We start from the raw sequence: 22,789 nt of genomic DNA, 5'->3' as shown, positions 1-22,789 counted from the left end.
AAAAGCAGGTGCTGTTCATGAAAGCAGGAGGCATTATTTTATCAGGTGGAAAATCAAGCCGAATGGGAACGAACAAATCCCTCCTTAAAATAAACCAAAAGCCAAATATTGAACGGATTAAGGATGAACTTGATAAGCTTGTTTCTGAGATTGTCCTAGTATCGAATAATCCAGAAACCTATCAGTTTTTACAGTTAAATACGGTTTCTGATGTGTATCCGGGCCAAGGACCACTTGCTGGAATCCACGCGGGCTTATTGGCTTCGTCCTTTGATGTTAATTTAATTGTTGCCTGTGATATGCCATTTATTTCAATGGAATTGGGGAGCTATCTCCTAGATGCTACAGACAATTATGATGCGGTGCTGCCGGTTATTCACGGAAAGCATCAACCACTTTTTGCTGTTTATCGAAAGAGCATTTGTGCCGAAATTGAAGCATGTATAGTTCAAAATGAGCTTACTGTTAGAGGATTATTGAAGCGGCTTAATGTCCGATATATGACGGAAGCTGATTTACCGGAGCATCTCCAGCATCAATTAGATAAATATTTTTTCAATATGAATCGACCAGAAGAGTACGAAGTTGCCAAAAGGATGGCTGACACTGAACAATAACCTCTTTTCATCGTCAGAGAAAGGATGTACAGGAACAATGGAATTTTTCAAAGTTAAAACAGTGGAGGAAACCTTCTCCCTAATCGATGAGATGATTAATGGTATTCATGATACTGAAGTTCGACCGATTAAGGATGCCCTCCATTATGTACTTGCAGAGCCAGTACTAGCAAGCGAAGACGTACCAGGCTTTGATCGTTCCACAGTAGACGGTTACGCTGTTTGTGCAAAGGATACATATGGTTCATCTGAAACAATGCCAGGATTCTTAAATGTCGTTGGAGAAGTTAATATGGGTCAGGAAGCATCAAAGCCTGTGGGCCGTTCTGAAGCCATTTATGTTCCAACCGGTGGAATGATTCCGCCTGGAAGTGATGCTGTCATTATGATTGAGCATTGTGAGGATATCCATGGACTTTTGAATACATATAAGCAAATTGCCCCAGGTGAAAATATCATCAAGCGTGGCGAAGATATTAAGTCTGGCGCTATTGTTCTTGATGCAGGCACAAAGCTTCGGCCACAAGAGCTTGGTGCTCTTGCCTCTTTGGGCATTACTGAAGTGAAAGTGTACCGTCGCCTAACTGTAGGCTATCTTTCCTCAGGCGATGAAATCGTTCCATACGAGACAGAAAAGTTAGAAACAGGTCAGATTCGCGATATTAACTACTTAACGGTTGCGGGTATGCTGGAAAATTGGAATATTGATTGTATTTACGGTGGAATTGTGAAGGATGATTACACGCAATTTGCGAATCAGGCTAAACAATTATTTGATCGTGTCGACTGCTTAATTTTATCTGGAGGAAGCTCGGTTGGGGCTAAGGATTATACAACCGAGGTGATTCAATCCTTGGGCAATCCAGGCGTATTTGTCCACGGAATTTCAATTAAGCCTGGCAAACCAACGATTCTTTCCGTTGCATCAGGTAAACCAGTCATCGGCTTACCAGGTCATCCCGCCTCCGCGATGATTATTTTCCAATTATTCGGCGAACGTATTCTTCGTAGACTTAAAGGCGAAAAATTAACGAAACAACCGGATCGAGTCTTTGCAAAAATCACGAAAAATATCGCCTCAGCTCCAGGTCGAGCGGATTATATTCGCGTCAGTTTGTTTGAGAAGGATGGAGAATGGTGGGCTGAACCGATCATTGGGAAATCTGGCTTAATTACTACTCTTGTAAAGAGCGATGGAATAGTTGAAGTCGCTTCAGTTAAGGAAGGTATTTTCCAAGGGGAATATGTGCCCGTATTACCAACAAGATAGAGGGGAGCGGCAAACGTGGAAGGAAACGGATATAAACGCAAAATATACTTAGAAGATAAACCACGAAATCAGGCAAAAGAAGAGATTCTAGCAGCTTTCAATTTGCCGATCGTAACAGAAAGCATTCCGACAGATCAAGCACTTGGACGCGCAACGGCTGAGCCCATCTTCGCAAAAGTATCGGTACCACACTACCACGCTTCGGCTATGGATGGAATTGCGGTAAGTGCCGAAGATACATATACAGCCCATGAGCAAAATCCACTCCATCTAACGATAGGTGAACAGTTTTCCTATGTTGATACGGGAAATGCGGTACCTTCACCATTCAATGCCGTCATCATGATAGAGCATGTTCATGTAATCGATGAACATACAATCGAAATCATCGAGCCTGCCACGCCTTGGCAGCACATCCGTCCAATTGGTGAGGATGTTACGCAAGAGGAAATGTTATTTCCACAAGGCCATATTTTACGACCGGCGGATTTAGGTGTGCTAATCGCCTCGCGGATTTTAGAGGTTAACGTAACAAAAAAACCGCTTGTTACTATCATTCCAACTGGTAATGAGCTTGTGGCACCAAATTCAACACCTGCACCAGGACAAATCATCGAATTTAATGGCACGGTTTTTTCAGGCTTTGTAAAGGAGTGGGGTGGTGAGCCAATCCTATCCCCAATTGTTCGTGATCAGCCTGAAAAGATTAAGGAAGCGCTCCTTTCTGCTGTTGAGACCTCTGATATTGTTGTGATTAATGCTGGTTCGTCTGCTGGTTCGAAGGATTATACAGTACATATTTTACAAGAGCTTGGAACGGTATTTACCCATGGCGTCGCTGCTCGCCCTGGAAAACCGGTTATTTTAGCGGAAATTAACAATAAGGTCGTTGTCGGAGTACCAGGTTATCCAGTATCAGCCTATCTTGCCCTTGAGTGGTTCGTCCGACCTTTGATTTGTAAGTATTTGCAAATACCGGAGCCTAAGCGGCAAACTATCGAAGTAAAGCTTGGTCGCCGCATTGTTTCGTCAATGGGTGCAGAGGACTTTATTAGAATGAATATTGGTTATGTGAATGGTCAATACGTAGCTAACCCGCTAACAAGAGCGGCTGGGGTAACCATGTCATACGTTCGAGCCGATGGGCTTTTGGTCATTCCTTCTGAAGTCATTGGCTATGAGCAAGGTGATATGGCTGAAGTCGAGCTATTAAGACCGCTTTCGGAAATCACAAATGCTTTGCTTTTCACCGGAAGTCATGATTTAACGATTGACCTATTATCGTCCAACTTGAGAAAAGAACGCAGCGACATGAAAATCGTCTCTGCACATGTTGGCAGCATGGCCGGAATTATGGCTATTCGTAAAGGCGAAGCGCATGTAGCAGGAATTCATTTATTAGATCCAGAGACCCGCGAATATAATGTTTCTTATGTGAAGAAATTATTAGCTGGTCAAAACGTAGTTCTATATCCATTTTTAAAAAGAACCCAGGGCTGGATGCTACCAAAAGATAGTGATATAGACAACATGAATGTGAAAGAATTAGTTGAAAGAGAGCTTCATTTTGTCAATCGTCAAAAAGGGGCAGGTACGCGAATTCTGTTTGATATGCTTCTCAAGCAAGCAAGCGTTTCCGCAGATGATATTACCGGATATGAGCGTGAAATGTTTTCCCATTTAGCTGTCGCAGCCGAAGTGAAAGGTGACGATCAGGCTTGTGGTTTAGGTATTTACCCTGCAGCAAAAGCAATGGGACTAAACTTCCAGGCTATTGCTGATGAGTCTTATGATTTGCTGATGTCACGAGCGTTTTTTGAAAGTGAACAAGGCCAAATGCTCCTTAAGGTAATCGGCAGTGAAAGCTTCAGACAAGAAGTAGAAAAAATTGGTGGATACACAGTAGAGGTGAACCCTGAGCCAATTTATTTTAATGCATAACTTAGTGCGCTTTCCCATTTTTGGAAATTCTAATGACTAATAAATGAAACAAGTTGAGGTGACCATCAATGAACTTTGCTATTTCAAAAGAGCCAATTGATATTCAATCGATCATCGATAAAGTAGTTCAGCGTGACGCTGGTGCAATTACAACGTTCATCGGTACAGTCCGCGAGCTCACAAAGGGCAAAAAAACGCTTTACCTTATTTATGACGCTTACGAATCCATGGCTGTGAAAAAGTTAGAACAAATTGGTGCTGAAATTAACGAACGTTGGCCAGGCGCACAAGTAGCCATTACTCATCGTGTTGGTCGACTTGAAATTACCGATATAGCGGTCGTGATTGCTGTGTCAACTCCACATCGAGCTGATGCCTATGATGCCAATCGTTATGCGATTGAACGTATTAAAGAAATCGTCCCAATCTGGAAAAAAGAACATTGGGAAGATGGCGAAGAGTGGATTGGCAACCAGCTCGAAACCGTCGCATATCCATCCGGGAAACCAGAAAGTGGTGATTTACATGAATAAAGTCATGTTTTTTGCCCATCTCCGCGACGCTGTTGGCGAAGAATCCGTCAGCTTCGATTTTGATGGAAAAACAATTGCTGAGGCTAAAACGTTAATCAATGAGAAATATCCTACGTTAAAGCTCGATACAGTGATGACGGCGGTAAATGAAGAATTTGCCGCGAATGATGAAGTAATCAAAGCTGGCGATGTTATTGCATTTATTCCACCTGTAAGCGGAGGTTGAGCGGATGAGCGAGCGCTATTCAAGACAGGTGTTATTTCCTCCGATTGGTTCGATCGGGCAAAGTAAAATTCGCGATAAGCATGTGCTAATTATTGGCGCAGGTGCGCTCGGATCGGGCAGTGCCGAAATGATGACACGAGCTGGTGTAGGTCGGTTGACAATCGTCGATCGCGATTATGTCGAAGCGAGCAATCTCCAGCGTCAGCAGCTATATACAGAAGAGGATGTACTTGAAAAATTGCCAAAGGCTGCAGCAGCCGAAAAGCGTCTAAAGGCCATTAATTCGGCGGTCGAGATTACGGCATTAATTGCTGATGCTACACCGGAATTAATGGAGGAGCTTGTCGGGGCTGGTGCGGGTTCGGCTGCAGGTTCGTATTCAGGTTCGGGTTGGCCGATAGATTTAATACTTGATGCAACTGATAATTTCGAAACAAGAATGATGCTGAATGATATCTCGCAAAAATACCAGATTCCTTGGATTTACGGTGCTTGTGTTGGCAGTTTTGGAATGAGCTTTACGATTATCCCTGGGGTAACTCCTTGCTTAAACTGTTTATTAAAGACCGTTCCGATTCAAGGGATGACCTGTGATACAGGGGGGATTATTGCCCCAGCCGTTGGTATGGTCATTGCTCATCAAGCTGCGGAGGCCTTGAAAATTCTCGTTGAGGATTGGGAGGCAGTGCGATCAGGCTTTGTTAGCTTCGATCTATGGAGAAATCAATATTCAACAATGAAAATGTCAAAAGCAAAGGATCCTGGCTGTTTGTCATGCGGAGAGGCGCCAACCTATCCATATCTCGATGTTGATAACATGACGAAATCGACGGTCTTATGTGGTCGCGATACAGTTCAGATTCGCCCGCCAAAACAAGAAGGTGGACTCGATTTAAATGTTTTAGCCTCTAGCCTCGATTCATTAGGCTATGAAGTTAAAGCGAATCCTTACTTGCTTTCAGTCGAATATGAAGGAACAAGGATGGTCATTTTCGCTGACGGCCGAGCTTTGATTCACGGTACAAAAGACTTAAACCAAGCTAAATCAATATACCAACGCCTACTTGGCTAATGTGAACTCGTATCTTACAATAGATACGGGTTTTTTAGCGTTTGGAGGAAAGTTGGATTAGGTATGAGATTTCATAAGCGGAGAAATTCCCCTTAATGTATCTTGGAGGAGCAAAAATAGCTGAAATAAGCGGAGAAATTCCGCTTAAATGCTCAAAATATGAAAAAATCCGGTGATTTGGATCAAATAAGCGGAAAAACTCCACTTATTTTGAGGGAATTAATGATGTTTTTAAAATTAAGCGGAATTCTTCCCGTTATTTTCAAACACAGCGAACTTCAAAAGAGCTCAAAACGATAAGTGTTTTTTGTTCAAGCTAACTATTAGGAACTTTTTTGAGAAATCGGGTATGATAGAGGCAGTATTTTTAACAGATTCCGACGAAACCTGACAAACGATCCACAAAAATACGCTTGAGGTGAAGAAACTATGAATATCCCGCTAAGTCGGTTGCTTCAAAAAATGGAAGAGGAAATCCAGAAAGCGCAATCAACTTCCTCAGAAGCGAATATACGAGAAAGAGTTCGAGCCATTAAGACGTTATGCGAGTTAGTTTTGGAGGAACCAGGGATTGCGAGTTCAACTGCGCCAAACAATATAGTTGGTTCACAGTTGCGTCCAGTTCAGCCACAGCCTATGAGGCAGTCGCAAGGTCGTCAGCTCGACAGCGAGGATGATGCCAATGGTGATTCTTTGTTTGATTTTTAAATAGGGATGGGTTCTAGTGTCCAATTTTTGAAGGGGTCTAGAGAAAAGGCCACATAGATCGGTACTACGTGCCCCAATATTGAAAAAAGCATGAGAAAAGGTAACGTAGAGAGGTTCTACGTGCCCGATTATTGAAAAAAGCATGAGAAAAGGTAACCTAGAGCGAATCTACGTACCTGAATATTGAAAAAAGCATGAGAAAAGGTAACCTAGAGCGATTCTACGTGCCCGAATATTGGAAAAAGCATTAGAAAAGGGAACATAGAGAGGTTCTACGTGCCCGAATATTGAAAAAAGCATTAGAAAAGGGAACATAGAGAGGTTCTACGTGCCCCAATATTGAAAAAAGCATGAGAAAAGGTAACATAGAGCGAATCTACGTGCCCGATTATTGAAAAAAGCATGAGAAAAGGTAACCTAGAGCGAATCTACGTACCCGAATATTGAAAAAAGCATGAGAAAAGGTAACCTAGAGCGAATCTACGTACCCGAATATTGAAAAAAGCATGAGAAAAGGTAACGTATAGCGAATCTACGTGCCCTATTTTTAAAAAAGATCTGAAAAAAGGTCACTTATATGGCTTTTAATCATTATTACAAAAAATGGAAAACTGAACTAATATCAAGGGGAGCAGGAGCTAGCAATTAGCTCTTAATTAATAAAGAGGATGGGGAAGAAAGTGAAAGTATTTATTATTTTAGGGGCAATCAATGCCTTTTTATCAGTTGCCTTAGGGGCATTTGGGGCACATGCCTTAAAGGGAAAGCTAGACCAGTATTACATCGATATTTGGAACACTGGCTGTCAATATCAAATGTATCATGCGTTGGGCTTGCTTATAGTGGGAATTCTTGCAGCTAAGCTGCCACAAACCTCACTTGTCACAACATCTGGTTGGTTAATGCTGACAGGTATTATCCTATTTTCTGGTAGCCTATTTGTATTGGCGTTAACGAAAATCAGTGTACTTGGAGCGATTACGCCGTTTGGGGGCGTGGCTTTTCTAGCTGCTTGGGTATTAATTATCGTTGCAGCAGTCAAGCATTTATAAAATAAAACAAAACTCCGCGGGTATTGAAACCTGCGGAGTTTTATTATTATCGTGGAGGATAAGTGGCCAGCTGCTGTGGAGCAGCTCCAAATGGATATTCATATTCAAGCTCTTCATCAAAGGTCGCATAGTCGAAGTAAACCATTGGAAGCAAAATCCGTTGCCCAGTTTGCGGGTCGGAAAGGATAAGATGATCACGCCCAGCTGCCTCGATTATACCCTTGAACACCTTGGCGTTCCACTGGGTGTTATTTTCAAATGTCGCATAGACTGTTGCGAGCTTTCCTTTATTAAGTCGGAAAATATTCTCAATGTAAGATTCTTCTATCGGGAGCATACCTGGAATCTGTGAAACAGGAGCCTGCTGTTGTTGCTGCATTTGCTGCTGAAAACCAGCCTGCGGCAAACTTCCTGTTGGTGTTGGTGGAAATGCTCCTTGGGCACCAAAGCTTGGCATTTGTCCCTGAAAGCCCGGCATTTGTCCTCCGGTTGTTGCATATGGATTGTAACCTTGCGGATATGCTCTGTAATCCGAATATGGATTTGAATAGCTCAATTAATTTCCCTCCTTGAACCCCATTTTTAAAAAACAAAATCACTAATTAAATAATATGAGTTAATTGGAAAATTATGATTGAGCAAATGTTTACATAAACTCACGAATAGGACTTAAGCCGAGTGATTGCCCCTTTTTCAGGTGCATTGTAAAAATTAATTTGAAATTGATTATTGCGACAATTTTGATTTGTGCTATAATTAGCCTTGATTTTATTTGAATTGAAAAATGTCTAGCTCCAGGCGCCATCGGCTCGAGGTCACAAGCCGATAAGCTTAGCGCCTTCCGCTTTTCTAAATAACACTAGGGGATCCCTTGATAAGGGCTGAGAATAAAGTAGTTACTTTTAAACCCTCAAAACCTGAACAGGTTCGTACCTGCGTAGGGAAGTGGCGCATACTTTTATGCGCGTCTTTTTGACGTGCAATTGAAGAATCCAACCACTTTCCTATTTAGGAGAGTGGTTTTTTTGTATTTAAAGGAGAAGTGAACTGATGATGAAAATCCTTGCTGTGACGAACGACCAGTATCCAGTTCCCGAACTGGCAAAAATGATTGCAAGTATACAAAGCTACGTTGATTACATCCATATACGCGAGAAAAGCAAAACTGCTGGAGAAATCGCTACACTTTTAACGTTTTTGCAGCAAGCCAATGTTGATTTTCGAAAAATCGTTCTCAATGATCGCTTGGATTTAGCACTGCTGTTTGGCATCAATAACGTTCATTTGCCTGGTCATGGTCTTCCTGTTCAATTAGTAAAGCAAGCATTTCCGCAATTAACAGTAGGGTGTTCAGTTCATTCATTAGAGGAAGCACAGATGGTCGAGCAAGCGGGGGCTGATTACGTCCTTTACGGAAATTGCTATGAAACAACGTGTAAGCCTGGTAAGCCGGCAAATGGGCTCAAACTTCTATCAGAGATAGCACAAACACTCAAGATTCCAGTCTATGGAATTGGCGGCATCACCCAAGAAAACGTAGGGCTGGTTAGTGCTGCTGGTGCAAAAGGAATCGCGATGATGTCAGGGATTTTTGCCGCAAAGGATCCAGTTAAGGATGCAAGGAACTTTTATGATAAATGGAGGTAACGAAATGAAGACAGTATTTGATGTAGTTGTAATCGGTGGGGGAATTATCGGTTCGAGTGTCGCCTTTAACTTGGCCAAGGAGAACATGAATGTCGCTTTATTTGAAGCAGGTGCAATCGGCAGCAAAGCAACTGGTGCAGCAGCAGGAATGCTTGGTGCCCATTCTGAAGCTGATGACCTTGAGCTTTTTTATCCGTTCGCCAGAGAGAGCCAGCAGGCCTATCATATACTCCAAGCTGAAGTGCAAAGCTTGACCGGGCTTGATTTTGACATGAAGGCTGGTGGTATTTTCAAGCTAGCCTATTCTGAAACTGAAAAGCAAGAGCTCGCTGGTGCATTGGCATTAGAAACAATGAAGTGGGTTGAGGCAGCCGAGGTGAAGCGGGCGTTGCCAGGTGTCGCTGAAAACATTATCGGGGCAGCTTACATCGAGGATGACGTCAATATTATGCCAGCTCAAGCTTCACGGGCAATGTGTAAGGGTGTTCAAGCTCTAGGCGGAACAATTTTTGAGAATACTAGTGTTGTAGCGCTTAGTCAAAGTGGCAGCGGCTATGAGGTGAAAACTACGCAAGGCGCCTTCACAGCACAAAAGGTCGTTGTCGCAAATGGGGTTTGGAGCAGTACGTTATTTAAAGAGGCAGGCTTAAGCCACGAGCTTTTTCCGATAAAAGGTGAAATCCTCTCGCTTTCTAGCGACCAGGTAACACTAAAACACACCATTTTCCATAATGGCAGCTATATCGTCCCACGACGTGATGGCAGCTTTGTTGTCGGCTCGACGATGACAGCTCATGATTGGAGCGATTATCCGACGGTGGCCAATATTGAAAAGATTATTGCGAAGGCTAAAACGATGTTCCCTGACGTAGCGAAGATGAAAATAGAATCTGCTTGGGCAGGCTTACGTCCACAAACATTTGACACAAAGCCATTTATCGGCCAGCACCCTGAGCAAGATGGGATTTTCTTTGCAACGGGCCATTCTCGCAATGGGGTCCTCCTTGCACCTGTAACCGGAATGATGATTCGAGATTTAATGCTTGGTCGTGCGGTTAATCAAAACTGGGTCGAAGCGTTCAAGGTTGGCCGGGGCAATCCAGTACTAATTTAAGGGGGAGTATGATGACTGTTCTTATAAAAAAGGTGCAGCTTAATGGGGAAATTGTTGAACTGCCTGAAGATGTTGAGTCTGTTTGGGATTTGCTAAAGTTTTATGAGTTGGAAAATCGCATTGTCGTAGTTGAAGTGAACAAGGACATCACTGTAAAAGAAAACTATAAACACACACCAGTTGTCGCTGGTGATGTTATTGAAATTATCCATTTTGTTGGAGGCGGATGAACATGTTGAAAATCGGAAATCAAACTTTTAAATCTAGATTACTATTGGGCACAGGTAAGTATCCATCTTTTGAAATTCAAAAGCAGGCAGTGGAAGTGTCTGAGGCGGAAATCCTCACCTTTGCAGTGCGCAGAATGAATATTTTTGAAGCTTCACAGCCTAATTTTCTCGAACAGCTAGATTTGCAGAAATATAAGCTGCTCCCGAATACAGCTGGAGCAAAAACGGCTGAAGAAGCGGTTCGGATTGCCAGATTGGCTAAAGCGTCTGGCTTATGCGATATGATTAAGGTTGAGGTAATCGGTTGCGATAAGTCATTGCTACCAGACCCGGTTGAGACCTTAAAAGCGTCGGAAATGCTGTTAGCAGAAGGATTCATCGTCCTACCTTATACTTCTGATGACGTTGTGTTGGCTCGTCGCCTTTGTGAGCTTGGCGTTCATGCCATTATGCCTGGTGCCTCACCTATTGGCTCAGGTCGAGGAATTTTGAATCCATTAAACCTTAAATTTATCATCGAGCAATCCTCTGTTCCGGTTATTGTTGATGCTGGGATTGGCTCTCCTAAAGATGCTGCCTATGCAATGGAGCTTGGCGCTGATGGAGTGCTGTTAAATACTGCCGTTTCTGGCGCGAATGATCCGGTCAAAATGGCCTTGGCGATGAAAATGGCGATTGAAGCTGGTCGTCTCGGTTTTGAAGCTGGACGAATCCCTGAGAAAAACTACGCTGTTGCCAGCAGCCCACTGACAGGAATGGTGACATCTTGATTGAGCGCTACAAAAAACAGGAATTATTTTTAGGACGTGACAATCAAGCAAAATTGCATGATGCGCATGTTTTGGTTGTTGGTGCTGGTGCACTTGGGTCATCTAGTGCTGAAATGCTCGCTCGCGCTGGTGTTGGGAATTTGACGATTGTTGATCGTGATTATGTTGAATGGAGCAATCTGCAGCGCCAACAGCTCTATACTGAGAGTGATGCGTCTGAAACTTTACCAAAAGCAGTCGCTGCAAAAATGCGGCTTTCGCAGATTAATAGTGAAATTACGATTGAAGCGATTGTCTCTGATGTGAATAGTCAAAATATTGAAGAGCTCGTTGCTGGTAAATCAGTTATTGTCGATGCAACCGATAACTTTGAAACGCGGCTAATTGTTAATGATGCTGCGGTGAAGTTTGGCATTCCATTTGTATTTGGGGCATGCGTGGGCAGTTATGGGCTTTCTTTTACAGTACAGCCTGGTGTAACTCCGTGCCTGCATTGCTTGATGGACAACCTTCCAACACAAGGGATGACCTGTGATACAGTTGGGGTGATCAGCCCGATTGTTTCAGTCGTGGCATCGTTTCAGGTGACAAGGGTATTTCAACTATTAACTGGCTGTGAAGTCCCGCCGGTTTTAAATTCATTTGACATTTGGAGGGGCGAAAGCTCGAAGATTAATATTGAAAAATTAAAGCAGAGTAGCTGCCCAACTTGTGGCGAGGCTGCTACCTTCCCATATTTGTCTTTTGAAAATAGCACCAAAACGGATGTGTTATGCGGTCGTGACGCAGTGCAGCTCCGTCCTGGAGGAGCGAAGGTGCCATCGTTGGAGCTATTGGCGCAAGCAGTGGTCGGCATCAGCGATGAGGTCATCGCGAACACCTATTTACTGTCCTTCAAGTATGAAGGCCATCGAATTGTCTTGTTCCGTGATGGTCGCGCCATCATCCACGGCACCAACGACCCAGTCCGCGCACGGTCAATCTATAATAGAATCATAAGTTAAGTGGGGGGTCTGACGGGGTCTGACCTCACTAATCATCTCAAACCAAGTTCTACCTTCTAAAGATGAGTTGCATAGCAAAGGAATGTGCTCTAAATAAACTTGTAGGGTCTGACGGGGTCTGACCTCACTAATCATCTCAAACCAAGTCCAAACTTCTTAAGATGAGTCGCGTAACGAGGATATGTGCTCAAAATAAACTTGTGGGGTCTGACGGGGTCTGACCTCACCAATCATTTCAAGCCAAGTTCTATCTTCTTAAGATGAGTCGCGTAACGAGGATATGTGCTCTAAAAGAAATGTTGGGGTCTGACCCCTAAACTGATACTCAATAAGCGGAGAAATTCCCCTTAATGTTTATAAAAGTGGGTAAAGAAGCAGAAATAAGCGGAGAAATTCCGCTTAATCCCTCAAAATAAGGCAAAAACTAATGATTTTAATAATATAAGCGGAAAAACTCCCTCTATTATTAGGGAAATAAGGGTATTTCCTAGAATAACAGGAAATTCTCCCTCTATTTTTTTAGTCAGACCCACCAATCATCTCAAACCAAGTGAAATCGGGGTCTGACCTCACCAATCATTTCAAGCCAAGTTCTATCTTCTTAAGATGAGCCTCGTAACAAGGATATGTGCACTAAAAGAAATTGTGGGGTCTGACCCCTAAACTGATACTAAATAAGCGGCGAAATTCCGCTTAATGTTTATAAAAGTGGGTAAAGAAGCAGAAATAAGCGGAGAAATTCCGCTTAACCCCTCAAAATAAGGCAAAAACTAATGATTTTAATAATATAAGCGGAAAAACTCCCTCTATTATTAGGGAAATAAGGGTATTTCCTAGAATAACAGGAAATTCTCCCTCTATTTTTTTAGTCAGACCCACCAATCATCTCAAACCAAGTGAAATCGGGGTCTGACCTCACCAATCGTTTCAAGCCAAGTTCTATCTTCTTAAGATGAGCCTCGTAACAAGGATATGTGCACTAAAAGAAATTGTGGGGTCTGACCCCTAAACTGATACTAAATAAGCGGAGAAATTCCGCTTAATGTTTATAAAAGTGGGTAGAGAAGCAGAAATAAGCGGAGAAATTCCGCTTAACCCCTCAAAATAAGGCAAAAACTAATGATTTTAATAATATAAGCGGAAAAACTCCCTCTATTATTAGGGAAATAAGGGTATTTCCTAGAATAACAGGAAATTCTCCCTCTATTTTTTTAGTCAGACCCACCAATCATCTCAAACCAAGTGAAATCGGGGTCTGACCTCACNCTTAATGTTTATAAAAGTGGGTAAAGAAGCAGAAATAAGCGGAGAAATTCCGCTTAACCCCTCAAAATAAGGCAAAAACTAATGATTTTAATAATATAAGCGGAAAAACTCCCTCTATTATTAGGGAAATAAGGGTATTTCCTAAAATAACAGGAAATTCTCCCTCTATTTTTTTAGTCAGACCCACCAATCATCTCAAACCAAGTGAAATCGGGGTCTGACCTCACCAATCGTTTAAAGCCAAGTTCTATTTTCTTAAGATGAGTCACGTAACGAGGATATGTGCTCTAAATGAACTTATGGGTCTGATCCCTATAAGAGAAAAAGCTCCCGAGCGTCAATCGCCTGGGAGCTTTTCCAATTAATTCACATGTAAAAACTTGGCTACATCTTCTTCAGTTAGAAGGTTACCTACAAAGAACGAACCAAACTCGCCGTAACGAGCACTTACTTCATCAAATCGCATTTCGTATACTAGCTTTTTAAATTGAAGCACATCATCAGCGAATAATGTTACGCCCCATTCGTAATCATCGAAACCGACTGAACCAGTAATGATTTGCTTCACCTTACCAGCATATTTGCGGCCAATCATGCCGTGGCTGCGCATCATATCGCGGCGAGATTCCATCGGTAGCATGTACCAGTTATCATCGCCTTGGCGACGCTTGTCCATTGGATAGAAGCAAACGTATTTATTTTTCGGTAAAATTGGGAAAAGACGAGCAAGCACCTGTTGATTTTGATATGGATCCTCATCAGCAGGAAGATAGTTGCTCAATTCAACTACAGACACATAGGAATGCGCCGGAATTGTATATTCAGCCAATTTTGTTTTGTTGAATTCTGTTTCAATTTCATTTAATTCTTCCATCGTTGGACGCAAAATCATCATCATAAAGTCTGCTTTTTGGCCAACAATTGTATATAGAGCGTGGCTACCCTCTTTGTTCGCTTGTGTCTGATTCCACTTTTCTACAAGCTCCAAAAATTCATGAATCGCCGTTTGGCGCTCATCGCTCGATAACATTTTCCAAAGTGTCCAATCGACGGTACGGAAATCGTGTAAACAATACCAACCATCAAGAGTTTGTGCTGCTTCACTCATTATTAAATCACTCCTAAAGTGTTTCTAAAATTCTCAACATTACTATATCATAGTTTAGCCGAAGGACATACGAATAAACTCTGAAGCTAAAAGAAATTGTCAAAGATTGTAAAAATAATGCGCGATTAGGTATAATAACCTAAGTGAAATTGTTTAGTGGAAGGCACTATTCTCACTATTTAAAAATTAAGAATAGAAGAACTTTAGCCATAGTGGTGATAATTGTATTGTAGAATATTGATTTTTCTTTTGGGTAAAGTATTCTAAAGGAAGAGTGTTTTTTAGGAGGGTATTTATGGCTGATTTATTTACAGATTTAAAAGCAAAAGTAAGTGGGCGCGAGCTGAAAATTGTTTTTCCAGAAGGATTAGATGAAAGAATTTTAAAGGCTGCGTCAAGATTAGCATCTGAGCAAATCTTAACTCCTGTGTTAGTGGGTGACATCGAACAGATTCAGAAGAAGGCTGTTGAGCTGAATGTATCTGTCGATGCTTGCGAGATTTATGACCCAAAAAATTACGCAGAAATGGACGAGTTAGTAGCATCGTTCGTAGAACGCCGTAAAGGCAAAGCAACTGAGGAGGATGCTCGCAAAATTCTTCTTGATGAAAATTACTTCGGAACAATGCTTGTACATACAAATAAAGCAGTAGGTCTTGTGAGTGGTGCAGCTCATTCAACTGCTGATACAGTTCGCCCTGCATTGCAAATCATCAAAACTAAGCAAGGTGTTTCAAAAACCTCCGGTGTATTTATCATGGTACGTGGCGATGAAAAATACGTATTCGCCGATTGCGCAATTAATATTTCACCAGACAGCAATGACTTAGCTGAAATCGCGATTGAAAGCGCGAAAACAGCGCAAATGTTTGACCTTGATCCACGCGTGGCAATGTTAAGCTTCTCAACTAAAGGCTCAGCAAAATCTCCGGAAACAGAAAAGGTTTCAGCTGCGCTAGAGATTGCGAAAGAGCGTGCGCCTGAGCTTGTGATTGACGGTGAATTCCAATTTGATGCAGCCTTCGTTCCATCTGTGGCAAAGGCGAAAGCTCCTGGCTCAGTCATCCAAGGCGATGCAAACGTTTTCGTATTCCCAAGCTTAGAGGCGGGGAATATTGGTTACAAAATTGCGCAACGCTTAGGTAACTTCGAAGCGGTAGGCCCAATCCTACAAGGCTTAAACCGCCCGGTTAACGACTTATCCCGCGGTTGTAACGATGAAGATGTATACAAACTCGCATTGATTACCGCCGGCCAAGCATTATAATTTGATGAAGTAAAATAGAGTCAGTTCATTTGCGGACTGACTCTTTTTCTTGTAAAAAAAAGCTATATTTTCGATTGTAAATACAGATAACCTGTGACAAAATTCACTTACGTCGATAAAAATTGAAAACTCGTCGATAAATGGCTCAAACTCGTCGATAAAAGGTCAAAACTCGTCGATAAATGGCTCAAACTCGTCGATAACTACGATAAAAGGAGAAAACACATGAACGAGGCTCAGCAATTACTTCGTCAAGCGCAATGGCGTATCATCGACCAAACAGGACTAGGCCCCCAATTTGGCGCATTGCAATCATTTGGCATCGATGACACCCTTTGTGCCTCAGTCGGAACTGGACTAGCACCGGCAACAGCTAGAGCTTGGGTCCATCACAAGACGATTGTGCTTGGCATTCAGGACACGAAGCTTCCCCACCTAAAAGATGGACTGCAGTTTCTAAAAGAACAGGGTTATTCCTATATTGTTCGGAATTCTGGCGGACTTGCGGTTGTCCTCGATGAAGGCGTGCTCAACCTGACCCTTGTCCTTCCTGAAAAAGATAGAGGAATTGAGATTAACAGGGGCTATGAAGCAATGTTTTTATTAATAAAGCAAATGTTTGCTGATTTTTCGGAGGCAGGACACGAGATTGAAGCTTATGAAATCGCCGAATCCTATTGCCCAGGAAGCTATGATTTGAGTATTGCCGGGAAAAAGTTCGCGGGCATTTCGCAGCGCAGGCTCAAAAACGGAGTGGCGGTGCAAATCTATCTTTGTGTGACTGGAAGTGGGGCCAAGCGTGCCGAAATCATTAAGGATTTTTATGAAAAAAGCAAAAAGGGCGAACAGACGAAGATTAAATATCCGAACATCAATCCAAACGTGATGGCCTCGTTGTCCGAATTGCTCGGAGTGAATATTTCGGTTGCTGATTGCCTGCTTCGATTTTTAAAATCAATCAAGGAATTCGGCGGACAAATTAATTCGGGGCAATTAACGCAACAAGAAATTCCGCTCTTCTCTGATTACTACGACCGCGTCGTAGAGCGCAATCATAAAATGCTTACAACATAAAAAGCCGCCTCCATAGTGGAAGCGGCTTTCTGGTATGTCTAGCTATGGCGGCTAACCCCTCGAGTCGCTTCGGTCAATCAGATGAAGTCAAAATGCAAACTTCATCCGCTTGCCCTCCAGCGCTTGTCGGGGCTGGGCAAGCCGCCTTCGCATTTCGATATGTCTAGCTGCAGGCGCCATCGGCTCGAGGTCATAAGTCAATCAGTCCAAAAGGTAAAGAACAACCTTTCGGCCTGCTCGCCTTATGCTTGTCGCCGATAAACGGGCGCCTTCCGCTTTTCGATATGTCTAGCTGCGGCGGCTAGCCCCTCGAGGTCTTAAGCCAATCTGTCCAAAAGGTCAAAGTGCGACCTTTCGGCCAGCTCGTCTTAAGCTTGTCGGGGCTGGGCAAGCCGCCTCCGCATTTCGATTACTCCGCCATCTTTTCAAGATTCCCATTCCGGTCCATTTTGAAGGTGGTTTGTGGACGCTCCTCTTCTTCAAATAGGACAAGCTTTCTGGCACGATTCATGATTTTCATCAATGTTTCGTAGTCTTCCTGTATTGTTTCGGTATCCTGTTCAAGATGATTGATTTTGCCTTGAAGCTCTTGGTTATGTTTTTTTAGGTCAGCGAGTTCACGCTTTAATCTTTCATTCTCACTTTTTAGTATATCAACCTGATAATTTGAATGGTTAAAACTTTGTAAATAAGCAATGACCATATCCATTGTAATCGTTCTAACGGGCTGTGTCGGCATCGTTAACCGCCGTGTAACAGGCACTTGTACTGCGGGAATGTGTGAATCTTCCTCAGCCGCAGTTTCAGTTTGATTTTCGAGCTGGCTTGTTCCGGTTTGGCTAATAATAGTTTCGCTTCCACCAACATGGAGCTCGTTTGCAAACTCTTCCATTTCCATGCCGTTCGCGCCGATTAGGACAGGTTCAAGCTCACTAACCTGAACAACAGGTGGTGTATAGAGTAGCTTCTTCTTCCCACCTTGATCCTTGCCTAGTACTCTCTGGCGTTGCTTTCGTTGTTTTTTTGCTAAATCTAGTGCTTTTTCATATTGATGACGGACAACGGCGTTCCAACGGAAACCGCATGCAGCAGAAGTGCGATTTAATTTATCCCCTACCTCTTCAAAGGCATTAAGCTGGGTACTTCCTTCTCTTACATGTCTTAAGACAGTTTCGGCTAGTAATAAATCATTCTCGTCCGTCCAAGCATCTTGGCGTACTTTCATATCCTCAACTCCCGGAAAAATAATATAAAATTTCAAATTGTATTTATATCTTTCCCAAATATTTGAAGTCATATACAAATTGAATAAAAGGATAATAGTTTTTGTTAATATTTTCATATAGTATTTAGGGAACCGAAATATAAGGTAACCGAAAATCTCAACAGTTTCCAATTTTGTGGAAAACCAAGCTACTTGCATATGTGTTGGAGAAACTGTAAAATACATGTGACCTAATAGGTAGATTTATTTGGATAAAAAAATACATTTTGAACTGAAACAGTGTCTAGCGCAAGGCGCCATCGGCTCGAGGTCATAAGCCAATCCCTTCCGGAAATCAGGATTTCCTGCAGGTCTCGTCTTATGCTTGTCGCCGAAGCCTAAGCGACTTGCGCTTTTCTTAAATATAGAGTGAAGAAAGGGTTGTCCTAAATGGCAAACGAATTTCGTGTTTGCGACGATTGTCAGGCAGTAAACACAAAAACGCTTATTCCACGATTGAAGAAAATAGATCCAGATGCAGATATTAAAATTGGCTGTCAATCCTATTGCGGTCCCGGTCGGAAGAAAACCTTTGCGTTTGTCAATAATCGGCCAGTAGCGGCACTCTCAGAGGATTCACTAATAGAAAAAATTGAAGCAAAGCTGAAAAAATAAATAACGAAGCGCAAGTTTAGCGGAGTCCACTAGTCGCTAGGCGCAGGTGCTCGACGTGTCCAAAATCACCTTCGATTCATGAATCTGGGGTGATTTTTATTTTCAAATTATATAAAAAATTGTCACTGAAACATTCGTGAATTGGGCAATAAAACGGGATATAATGGTAATATGTTATTTTGAAAAGCGGATGGTGCTCATAAAGGGGCGCTACACTAAGAAAAGGGGTCAATCATGGAGTATGCAGCGGAGAAATTAAATGAGGAAAAGGTATTCAAGGATCCCGTTCACCGCTATGTACATGTACGGGACAAAGTAATTTGGGACTTGATTGGTACTAAGGAATTTCAACGATTGCGGAGAATTAAGCAGTTAGGAACCACTTATTTAACCTTCCATGGTGCCGAGCATAGCCGTTTCAACCACTCGCTCGGTGTTTATGAAATTATCCGGAGAATTATCGATAACGTGTTCGAAGGTAGACCGGAGTGGAATCCAGATGAACGGTTGCTGTCATTATGCGCAGCGCTGTTACACGATTTAGGGCACGGTCCATTCTCGCATTCTTTTGAAAAGGTATTTGATTTTGATCACGAAGAGTTTACGAGAGCAATTATTTTAGGGGATACAGAAGTAAACCAGGTGTTGACCAAAGTTCATCCTAATTTTCCGGCTAAAGTTGCTGAAGTCATAGCCAAAACGTATTCAAGCAAGCTAGTTGTTAGCTTGATTTCAAGTCAAATTGATGCGGACCGCATGGACTACTTGCAGCGTGATGCCTATTTTACAGGGGTAAGCTATGGCCATTTTGATATGGAGCGGATCCTGCGCGTGATGCGGCCTCGCGAGGACCAGGTTGTCATCAAGCATAGCGGAATGCACGCAGTTGAGGATTACATCATGAGCCGTTATCAAATGTATTGGCAAGTGTATTTCCATCCAGTTACCCGCAGCGCGGAAGTGATTTTAACAAAAATCCTCCATCGAGCTAAAGAGCTTTATGAAAGTGATTATGAGTTCAAATCAGAGCCAAAACACTTTGTTTCTTTTTTTGAAAATAAAGTAACGCTAGAAGACTATTTAAAATTAGATGAGGCTGTAATTCTGTTTTATTTCCAATTATGGCAGGAAGAGGAAGACGGTATCCTCAGTGATTTAGCGCGCCGATTTATGAATCGCAATTTGCTAAAATATGTAGAATTTGACCCAGCTAAGGAATATCGCAAGCTCACCCAATTATCGGAGCTTTTTAAAGAGGCTGGAATACAACCTGACTATTATTTGGTCGTTGATTCTTCTTCCGATTTGCCGTATGATTTTTATCGGCCTGGTGAAGAAGAGGAGCGTCTGCCGATTCACCTCTTAAGGAAATCAGGTGAATTACGCGAACTGTCGCGCGAATCAGACATTGTCGATGCGATTTCTGGAAAAAGAAGAACGGACCATAAGCTCTATTATCCAGCTGATATTATAGACGATTTATCTTCAAACGCTGACATAAAAAAACAAATCAAAGCACTGCTTGAGCAGTGATAGATGAATAATAAAATCTCCACTAAGAACAATAGGAGCTGACTTGTTTTGTTAAAAGACCACGCAAAAATTATCCATGCTATTTCCGTCTCCGGGGAAATTATCGGGCGGAAGAAGTTGCAGAAAATGATCTATATCGCGAAAAAGATTTCGTTCCCGTTTCAAGAGCGGTTCCAGTTCCATTTTTACGGTCCATATTCTGAGGAATTAACCTTGCGAGTCGAAGAGCTGTGCAATATGGGCTTTATTAATGAAATTAAAGAGAAAAAGGGCGGCTACTATCAATATCGCTATCAGTTGACTGATGCAGGTAAAGAGTTTTTGAGCATCCATGAAGTGAATATGCCAGCACTTCCAGACTGTCTTAACGATATGAATGGTCAAAATGCTAGATTTTTGGAGTTAGTTTCAACTGTTTTATATTTTAATAATCTTCCAAAAGAGGAAGTAGAGGAGAAGGTCTTTACTTTAAAAAGTAAGCAGCGATACACCGTTGAAGAAATTGATGAGGCCTATGACTATATTGCTTCACTAACAGAAAAAGCTAAGCACTAAAATGTGCTTAGCTTTCGTTTTGTAATGATATGCATGAACGCTATTAAGAATTATTTGTCGCTTAAGCGAGTTCCAGCAACAGCGTAATGATTTTTAGACATTTCTTCGATAAAAACAACGATATTTTCCTTTGGAGCATTTGCTGTTTCACTTACTGCTTCTGTTACCTTTTCTACTAAAGCTCTTTTTTGCTCTTCAGTACGACCTTCTAACATTTTCACAGTTACGTATGGCATATGTATTCTCTCCTTTTGTGTATTTCCCATATGTTGGGTAGCAACGTCTCAAGCTAATGAAAGCGTTACTATATCGTATGTAGTTTTTCATATTTTCACTCTTTAGGCAAGGACTAAACCATCATTTTTCACATTTTATTCTGTTTCAGTTATACTTTTTAAAAAGGAGTGATTCAGTGGAGCAATTAGAACGATTTTTGCTGTATTCTTTACACGATTTGCCCTATGTCATCATTACATTAATTATTGCTTTTTCCGTGCATGAATTTGCTCATGCGTTTGTCGCCTTTAAATTCGGGGACTCAACTGCGAAAAATCAAGGCAGATTAACATTGAACCCGATGAAGCATTTAGATCCATTGGGAACGATTCTGATTTTTATCGCAGGGTTCGGCTGGGCTCGGCCTGTGCCAGTCAATCGTTTCTTCTTCAAAAACCCGCGCCTAGCCGGCATTCTCGTTTCGATTGCCGGACCGCTCAGCAATTTACTCTTGGCTTCACTCGCTTACTTGGTTTGGTACGGAATGCTAAAGGTTGGACTTGGCGAAACAGTTGGCATGAATTTGCTTGATTTCTTCAACATATTTATTCAATTAAACATGGTGTTATTTGTCTTTAATTTATTGCCGTTTCCACCATTGGACGGTTATCGCATTATCGAGGATCTAGTGCCTGCGAATGTCCGCCCGCGCTTAACACAATACGAATCGTACGGGTCGATTATCTTTTTAATTTTAGTCATTACACCGCTAGATCGTTATACGATTCATCCAATCATGAACATAGTCATTCCGTTTTTCGCAAACGGCTTAAATAGCTTCTTCTCTGGATTATTTTTGTAAAATAATTAGGTGGAAGCTCATCGGCTTTGCGCCTAAAGCGGCTGAAATCAATCTATCACGCACATGAACAAAGGAGGATAAGGATGGAGGAAAACAAAAAGAAGCCAATTGGCTTTAACATTATCAAAAAGGAAGATCCAACAAAAGGACACGGTGGGTATGGGGCCGGAACGCTAAGCCTCGATAATATTTCACCGGTTATCATCGACGTTGAAGCAGGGGTAGCAGAGGTCGATGTCGGTGCCATGCACGCTCGAAGCGTCGTTGAAAAGGGAATCAAATTCTTGGCTAATCGAGACGAGGTACCAAATGGCAAGCCTTATTGGCTCGTTTGGGTGACGATTGACAAGAAAGCTGAAGGTTCATATTACGCTGGAGTGACAGCCTGCGAAATGACAGTGGACCGTGAAATCCGCCGTGGCTACAAATCATTACCCGAGCATGTTAACCGCATGGATAAGTCTTTGAAGCGCCAAATCATCGTTGATCATATGGATGAAAAATCAAAGCAAATCCTAGCAAAATTTTTGCAAAATCATAACGAAGAGATGTGGAAATTAGCTTCAGATAAGCTCAAAAATGACCTTTCTGTATAAATAATTTTTTTGCACAAATAACTTGCGAGTTTTGGATAAAAATTGTAAACTAATCGTAAACGTTACGAGAAACGTGAAGCTAGGACACGAAAAACCCCGGGACCTTAAGTCTCGGGGTTTTTTGTCTAAAAAAATAGTGTTAAAACGGACTTAAATGACTCATCAAGAGCTCATGAGTTCAAAACGAGATTGGAAATCCGAAGAAATGAACTCATGAAGGGCTCATGAGTTCAAAACGAGATTGGAAAT

24 protein-coding genes and 1 riboswitch are annotated in these 22,789 nt (G+C 42.1%); of the genes, 20 read left to right on the top strand and 4 right to left on the bottom strand.

What is annotated here, in order from left to right; all coding sequences use genetic code 11:
* The first annotated feature begins 17 nt into the window (after positions 1–17).
* The 8 genes from mobA to FXW34_RS16135 all read left to right on the top strand — a co-directional run bounded on the left by mobA (position 18) and on the right by FXW34_RS16135 (position 7,419).
* Complete coding sequence (gene mobA / locus FXW34_RS16170) at positions 18–617, top strand: molybdenum cofactor guanylyltransferase (RefSeq protein ID WP_147535045.1); 600 nt, start codon at positions 18–20, stop codon at positions 615–617.
* Positions 618–654: 37 nt separating this feature from the next.
* Positions 655–1,887 carry a molybdopterin molybdotransferase MoeA gene (locus tag FXW34_RS16165; protein ID WP_147535044.1) on the top strand — a complete coding sequence of 411 codons (1,233 nt, stop codon included), beginning with the start codon at positions 655–657 and terminating at the stop codon, positions 1,885–1,887.
* Between the two features lie 15 nt (positions 1,888–1,902).
* Positions 1,903–3,828, top strand: a complete 1,926-nt coding sequence (locus FXW34_RS16160; RefSeq protein ID WP_147535043.1) for a molybdopterin biosynthesis protein — start codon at positions 1,903–1,905, stop codon at positions 3,826–3,828.
* Positions 3,829–3,896: 68 nt separating this feature from the next.
* Complete coding sequence (locus FXW34_RS16155) at positions 3,897–4,361, top strand: molybdenum cofactor biosynthesis protein MoaE (protein ID WP_147535042.1); 465 nt, start codon at positions 3,897–3,899, stop codon at positions 4,359–4,361.
* A complete protein-coding gene (gene moaD, locus FXW34_RS16150; RefSeq protein WP_147535041.1) occupies positions 4,354–4,587 on the top strand; it encodes a molybdopterin converting factor subunit 1 in 234 nt (77 codons plus the stop codon). Before FXW34_RS16155 ends, moaD begins: the two co-directional genes overlap by 8 nt.
* 4 nt (positions 4,588–4,591) lie before the next feature.
* Entirely contained in the window at positions 4,592–5,659 is a 1,068-nt protein-coding gene (locus tag FXW34_RS16145; protein ID WP_147535040.1) for a ThiF family adenylyltransferase, read from the top strand.
* 429 nt (positions 5,660–6,088) lie between these two features.
* Positions 6,089–6,367 carry a YwdI family protein gene (locus FXW34_RS16140; RefSeq protein ID WP_147535039.1) on the top strand — a complete coding sequence of 93 codons (279 nt, stop codon included), beginning with the start codon at positions 6,089–6,091 and terminating at the stop codon, positions 6,365–6,367.
* 680 nt (positions 6,368–7,047) lie between these two features.
* A complete protein-coding gene (locus FXW34_RS16135; protein ID WP_147535038.1) occupies positions 7,048–7,419 on the top strand; it encodes a DUF423 domain-containing protein in 372 nt (123 codons plus the stop codon).
* 46 nt (positions 7,420–7,465) lie between these two features.
* Here the strand turns inward: FXW34_RS16135 and gerQ are convergent, their stop codons facing one another.
* Complete coding sequence (gene gerQ / locus FXW34_RS16130) at positions 7,466–7,975, bottom strand: spore coat protein GerQ (RefSeq protein WP_246141119.1); 510 nt, start codon at positions 7,973–7,975, stop codon at positions 7,466–7,468.
* A gap of 295 nt (positions 7,976–8,270) precedes the next feature.
* A riboswitch (TPP riboswitch) is annotated at positions 8,271–8,380 on the top strand.
* 89 nt (positions 8,381–8,469) lie between these two features.
* Between gerQ and FXW34_RS16125 the strand changes: the two genes are divergently transcribed.
* Genes FXW34_RS16125 through FXW34_RS16105 form a run of 5 tightly spaced genes read left to right on the top strand, consistent with a single transcriptional unit; the run spans position 8,470 to position 12,184 of the window.
* Complete coding sequence (locus FXW34_RS16125; protein ID WP_246141116.1) at positions 8,470–9,066, top strand: thiamine phosphate synthase; 597 nt, start codon at positions 8,470–8,472, stop codon at positions 9,064–9,066.
* Between the two features lie 4 nt (positions 9,067–9,070).
* A complete protein-coding gene (gene thiO, locus FXW34_RS16120; protein WP_147535037.1) occupies positions 9,071–10,180 on the top strand; it encodes a glycine oxidase ThiO in 1,110 nt (369 codons plus the stop codon).
* Between the two features lie 11 nt (positions 10,181–10,191).
* The gene (thiS, locus tag FXW34_RS16115; protein WP_147535036.1) at positions 10,192–10,410 is read left to right on the top strand and encodes a sulfur carrier protein ThiS; all 219 of its coding nucleotides are present in this window, start codon (positions 10,192–10,194) and stop codon (positions 10,408–10,410) included.
* The gene (locus tag FXW34_RS16110; protein ID WP_187118988.1) at positions 10,407–11,180 is read left to right on the top strand and encodes a thiazole synthase; all 774 of its coding nucleotides are present in this window, start codon (positions 10,407–10,409) and stop codon (positions 11,178–11,180) included. The genes thiS and FXW34_RS16110 overlap by 4 nt, the downstream gene beginning before the upstream one ends.
* Positions 11,177–12,184 (top strand): ThiF family adenylyltransferase, encoded by a 1,008-nt coding sequence (locus tag FXW34_RS16105; protein WP_147535034.1) that lies wholly within the window; start codon positions 11,177–11,179, stop codon positions 12,182–12,184. Before FXW34_RS16110 ends, FXW34_RS16105 begins: the two co-directional genes overlap by 4 nt.
* 1,627 nt (positions 12,185–13,811) lie before the next feature.
* Here FXW34_RS16105 and hemQ read toward each other — a convergent pair.
* A complete protein-coding gene (gene hemQ, locus FXW34_RS16100; RefSeq protein WP_147535033.1) occupies positions 13,812–14,558 on the bottom strand; it encodes a hydrogen peroxide-dependent heme synthase in 747 nt (248 codons plus the stop codon).
* Between the two features lie 295 nt (positions 14,559–14,853).
* On the opposite strand from hemQ, the gene pta reads away from it, so the two are divergent.
* Positions 14,854–15,825 carry a phosphate acetyltransferase gene (gene pta / locus FXW34_RS16095; protein ID WP_147535032.1) on the top strand — a complete coding sequence of 324 codons (972 nt, stop codon included), beginning with the start codon at positions 14,854–14,856 and terminating at the stop codon, positions 15,823–15,825.
* A gap of 225 nt (positions 15,826–16,050) precedes the next feature.
* Positions 16,051–16,899, top strand: coding sequence for an octanoyl-[GcvH]:protein N-octanoyltransferase (lipL, locus tag FXW34_RS16090; RefSeq protein WP_147535031.1), 849 nt, complete (start codon positions 16,051–16,053; stop codon positions 16,897–16,899).
* 409 nt (positions 16,900–17,308) lie between these two features.
* Here the strand turns inward: lipL and FXW34_RS16085 are convergent, their stop codons facing one another.
* Complete coding sequence (locus tag FXW34_RS16085; RefSeq protein WP_147535030.1) at positions 17,309–18,124, bottom strand: RsfA family transcriptional regulator; 816 nt, start codon at positions 18,122–18,124, stop codon at positions 17,309–17,311.
* A 429-nt stretch (positions 18,125–18,553) separates the two neighbouring features.
* Here FXW34_RS16085 and FXW34_RS16080 point away from each other — a divergent pair, with 429 nt between their 5' ends.
* From FXW34_RS16080 to FXW34_RS16070, 3 genes are all read left to right on the top strand, one after another.
* A complete protein-coding gene (locus FXW34_RS16080; protein ID WP_147535029.1) occupies positions 18,554–18,778 on the top strand; it encodes a YuzB family protein in 225 nt (74 codons plus the stop codon).
* A 234-nt stretch (positions 18,779–19,012) separates the two neighbouring features.
* A complete protein-coding gene (locus FXW34_RS16075; protein WP_147535028.1) occupies positions 19,013–20,311 on the top strand; it encodes an HD domain-containing protein in 1,299 nt (432 codons plus the stop codon).
* 48 nt (positions 20,312–20,359) lie between these two features.
* Positions 20,360–20,866: a YwgA family protein gene (locus FXW34_RS16070; RefSeq protein WP_147535027.1), complete on the top strand. Its 507-nt coding sequence runs from the start codon at positions 20,360–20,362 to the stop codon at positions 20,864–20,866.
* A 50-nt stretch (positions 20,867–20,916) separates the two neighbouring features.
* Here the strand turns inward: FXW34_RS16070 and FXW34_RS16065 are convergent, their stop codons facing one another.
* A complete protein-coding gene (locus FXW34_RS16065; protein ID WP_147535026.1) occupies positions 20,917–21,102 on the bottom strand; it encodes a 2-hydroxymuconate tautomerase in 186 nt (61 codons plus the stop codon).
* Between the two features lie 176 nt (positions 21,103–21,278).
* Here FXW34_RS16065 and FXW34_RS16060 point away from each other — a divergent pair, with 176 nt between their 5' ends.
* Entirely contained in the window at positions 21,279–21,944 is a 666-nt protein-coding gene (locus tag FXW34_RS16060; protein ID WP_147535025.1) for a site-2 protease family protein, read from the top strand.
* Positions 21,945–22,027: 83 nt separating this feature from the next.
* Positions 22,028–22,540, top strand: coding sequence for a YwhD family protein (locus FXW34_RS16055; RefSeq protein ID WP_147535024.1), 513 nt, complete (start codon positions 22,028–22,030; stop codon positions 22,538–22,540).
* Positions 22,541–22,789 lie beyond the last annotated feature (249 nt).

It is taken from the genome of Bacillus marasmi, assembly GCF_902168435.1.
Classification (GTDB): Bacteria; Bacillota; Bacilli; order Bacillales; family Cytobacillaceae; genus Bacillus_BU; species Bacillus_BU marasmi.
This window is presented reverse-complemented; position numbering and strand designations above follow the sequence as displayed.

What these genes read in the sequence shown, in the direction of transcription:
- mobA (WP_147535045.1), top strand. Translation starts at nt 18, where the DNA reads ATGAAAGCAGGAGGCATTATTTTATCAGGTGGAAAATCAAGCCGAATG.
- FXW34_RS16165 (WP_147535044.1), top strand. Translation starts at nt 655, where the DNA reads ATGGAATTTTTCAAAGTTAAAACAGTGGAGGAAACCTTCTCCCTAATC.
- FXW34_RS16155 (WP_147535042.1), top strand. Translation starts at nt 3,897, where the DNA reads ATGAACTTTGCTATTTCAAAAGAGCCAATTGATATTCAATCGATCATC.
- moaD (WP_147535041.1), top strand. Translation starts at nt 4,354, where the DNA reads ATGAATAAAGTCATGTTTTTTGCCCATCTCCGCGACGCTGTTGGCGAA.
- FXW34_RS16145 (WP_147535040.1), top strand. Translation starts at nt 4,592, where the DNA reads ATGAGCGAGCGCTATTCAAGACAGGTGTTATTTCCTCCGATTGGTTCG.
- FXW34_RS16140 (WP_147535039.1), top strand. Translation starts at nt 6,089, where the DNA reads ATGAATATCCCGCTAAGTCGGTTGCTTCAAAAAATGGAAGAGGAAATC.
- FXW34_RS16125 (WP_246141116.1), top strand. Translation starts at nt 8,470, where the DNA reads ATGATGAAAATCCTTGCTGTGACGAACGACCAGTATCCAGTTCCCGAA.
- thiO (WP_147535037.1), top strand. Translation starts at nt 9,071, where the DNA reads ATGAAGACAGTATTTGATGTAGTTGTAATCGGTGGGGGAATTATCGGT.
- thiS (WP_147535036.1), top strand. Translation starts at nt 10,192, where the DNA reads ATGACTGTTCTTATAAAAAAGGTGCAGCTTAATGGGGAAATTGTTGAA.
- FXW34_RS16110 (WP_187118988.1), top strand. Translation starts at nt 10,407, where the DNA reads ATGAACATGTTGAAAATCGGAAATCAAACTTTTAAATCTAGATTACTA.
- hemQ (WP_147535033.1), bottom strand. Translation starts at nt 14,558, where the DNA reads ATGAGTGAAGCAGCACAAACTCTTGATGGTTGGTATTGTTTACACGAT.
- pta (WP_147535032.1), top strand. Translation starts at nt 14,854, where the DNA reads ATGGCTGATTTATTTACAGATTTAAAAGCAAAAGTAAGTGGGCGCGAG.
- lipL (WP_147535031.1), top strand. Translation starts at nt 16,051, where the DNA reads ATGAACGAGGCTCAGCAATTACTTCGTCAAGCGCAATGGCGTATCATC.
- FXW34_RS16085 (WP_147535030.1), bottom strand. Translation starts at nt 18,124, where the DNA reads ATGAAAGTACGCCAAGATGCTTGGACGGACGAGAATGATTTATTACTA.
- FXW34_RS16080 (WP_147535029.1), top strand. Translation starts at nt 18,554, where the DNA reads ATGGCAAACGAATTTCGTGTTTGCGACGATTGTCAGGCAGTAAACACA.
- FXW34_RS16075 (WP_147535028.1), top strand. Translation starts at nt 19,013, where the DNA reads ATGGAGTATGCAGCGGAGAAATTAAATGAGGAAAAGGTATTCAAGGAT.
- FXW34_RS16065 (WP_147535026.1), bottom strand. Translation starts at nt 21,102, where the DNA reads ATGCCATACGTAACTGTGAAAATGTTAGAAGGTCGTACTGAAGAGCAA.
- FXW34_RS16055 (WP_147535024.1), top strand. Translation starts at nt 22,028, where the DNA reads ATGGAGGAAAACAAAAAGAAGCCAATTGGCTTTAACATTATCAAAAAG.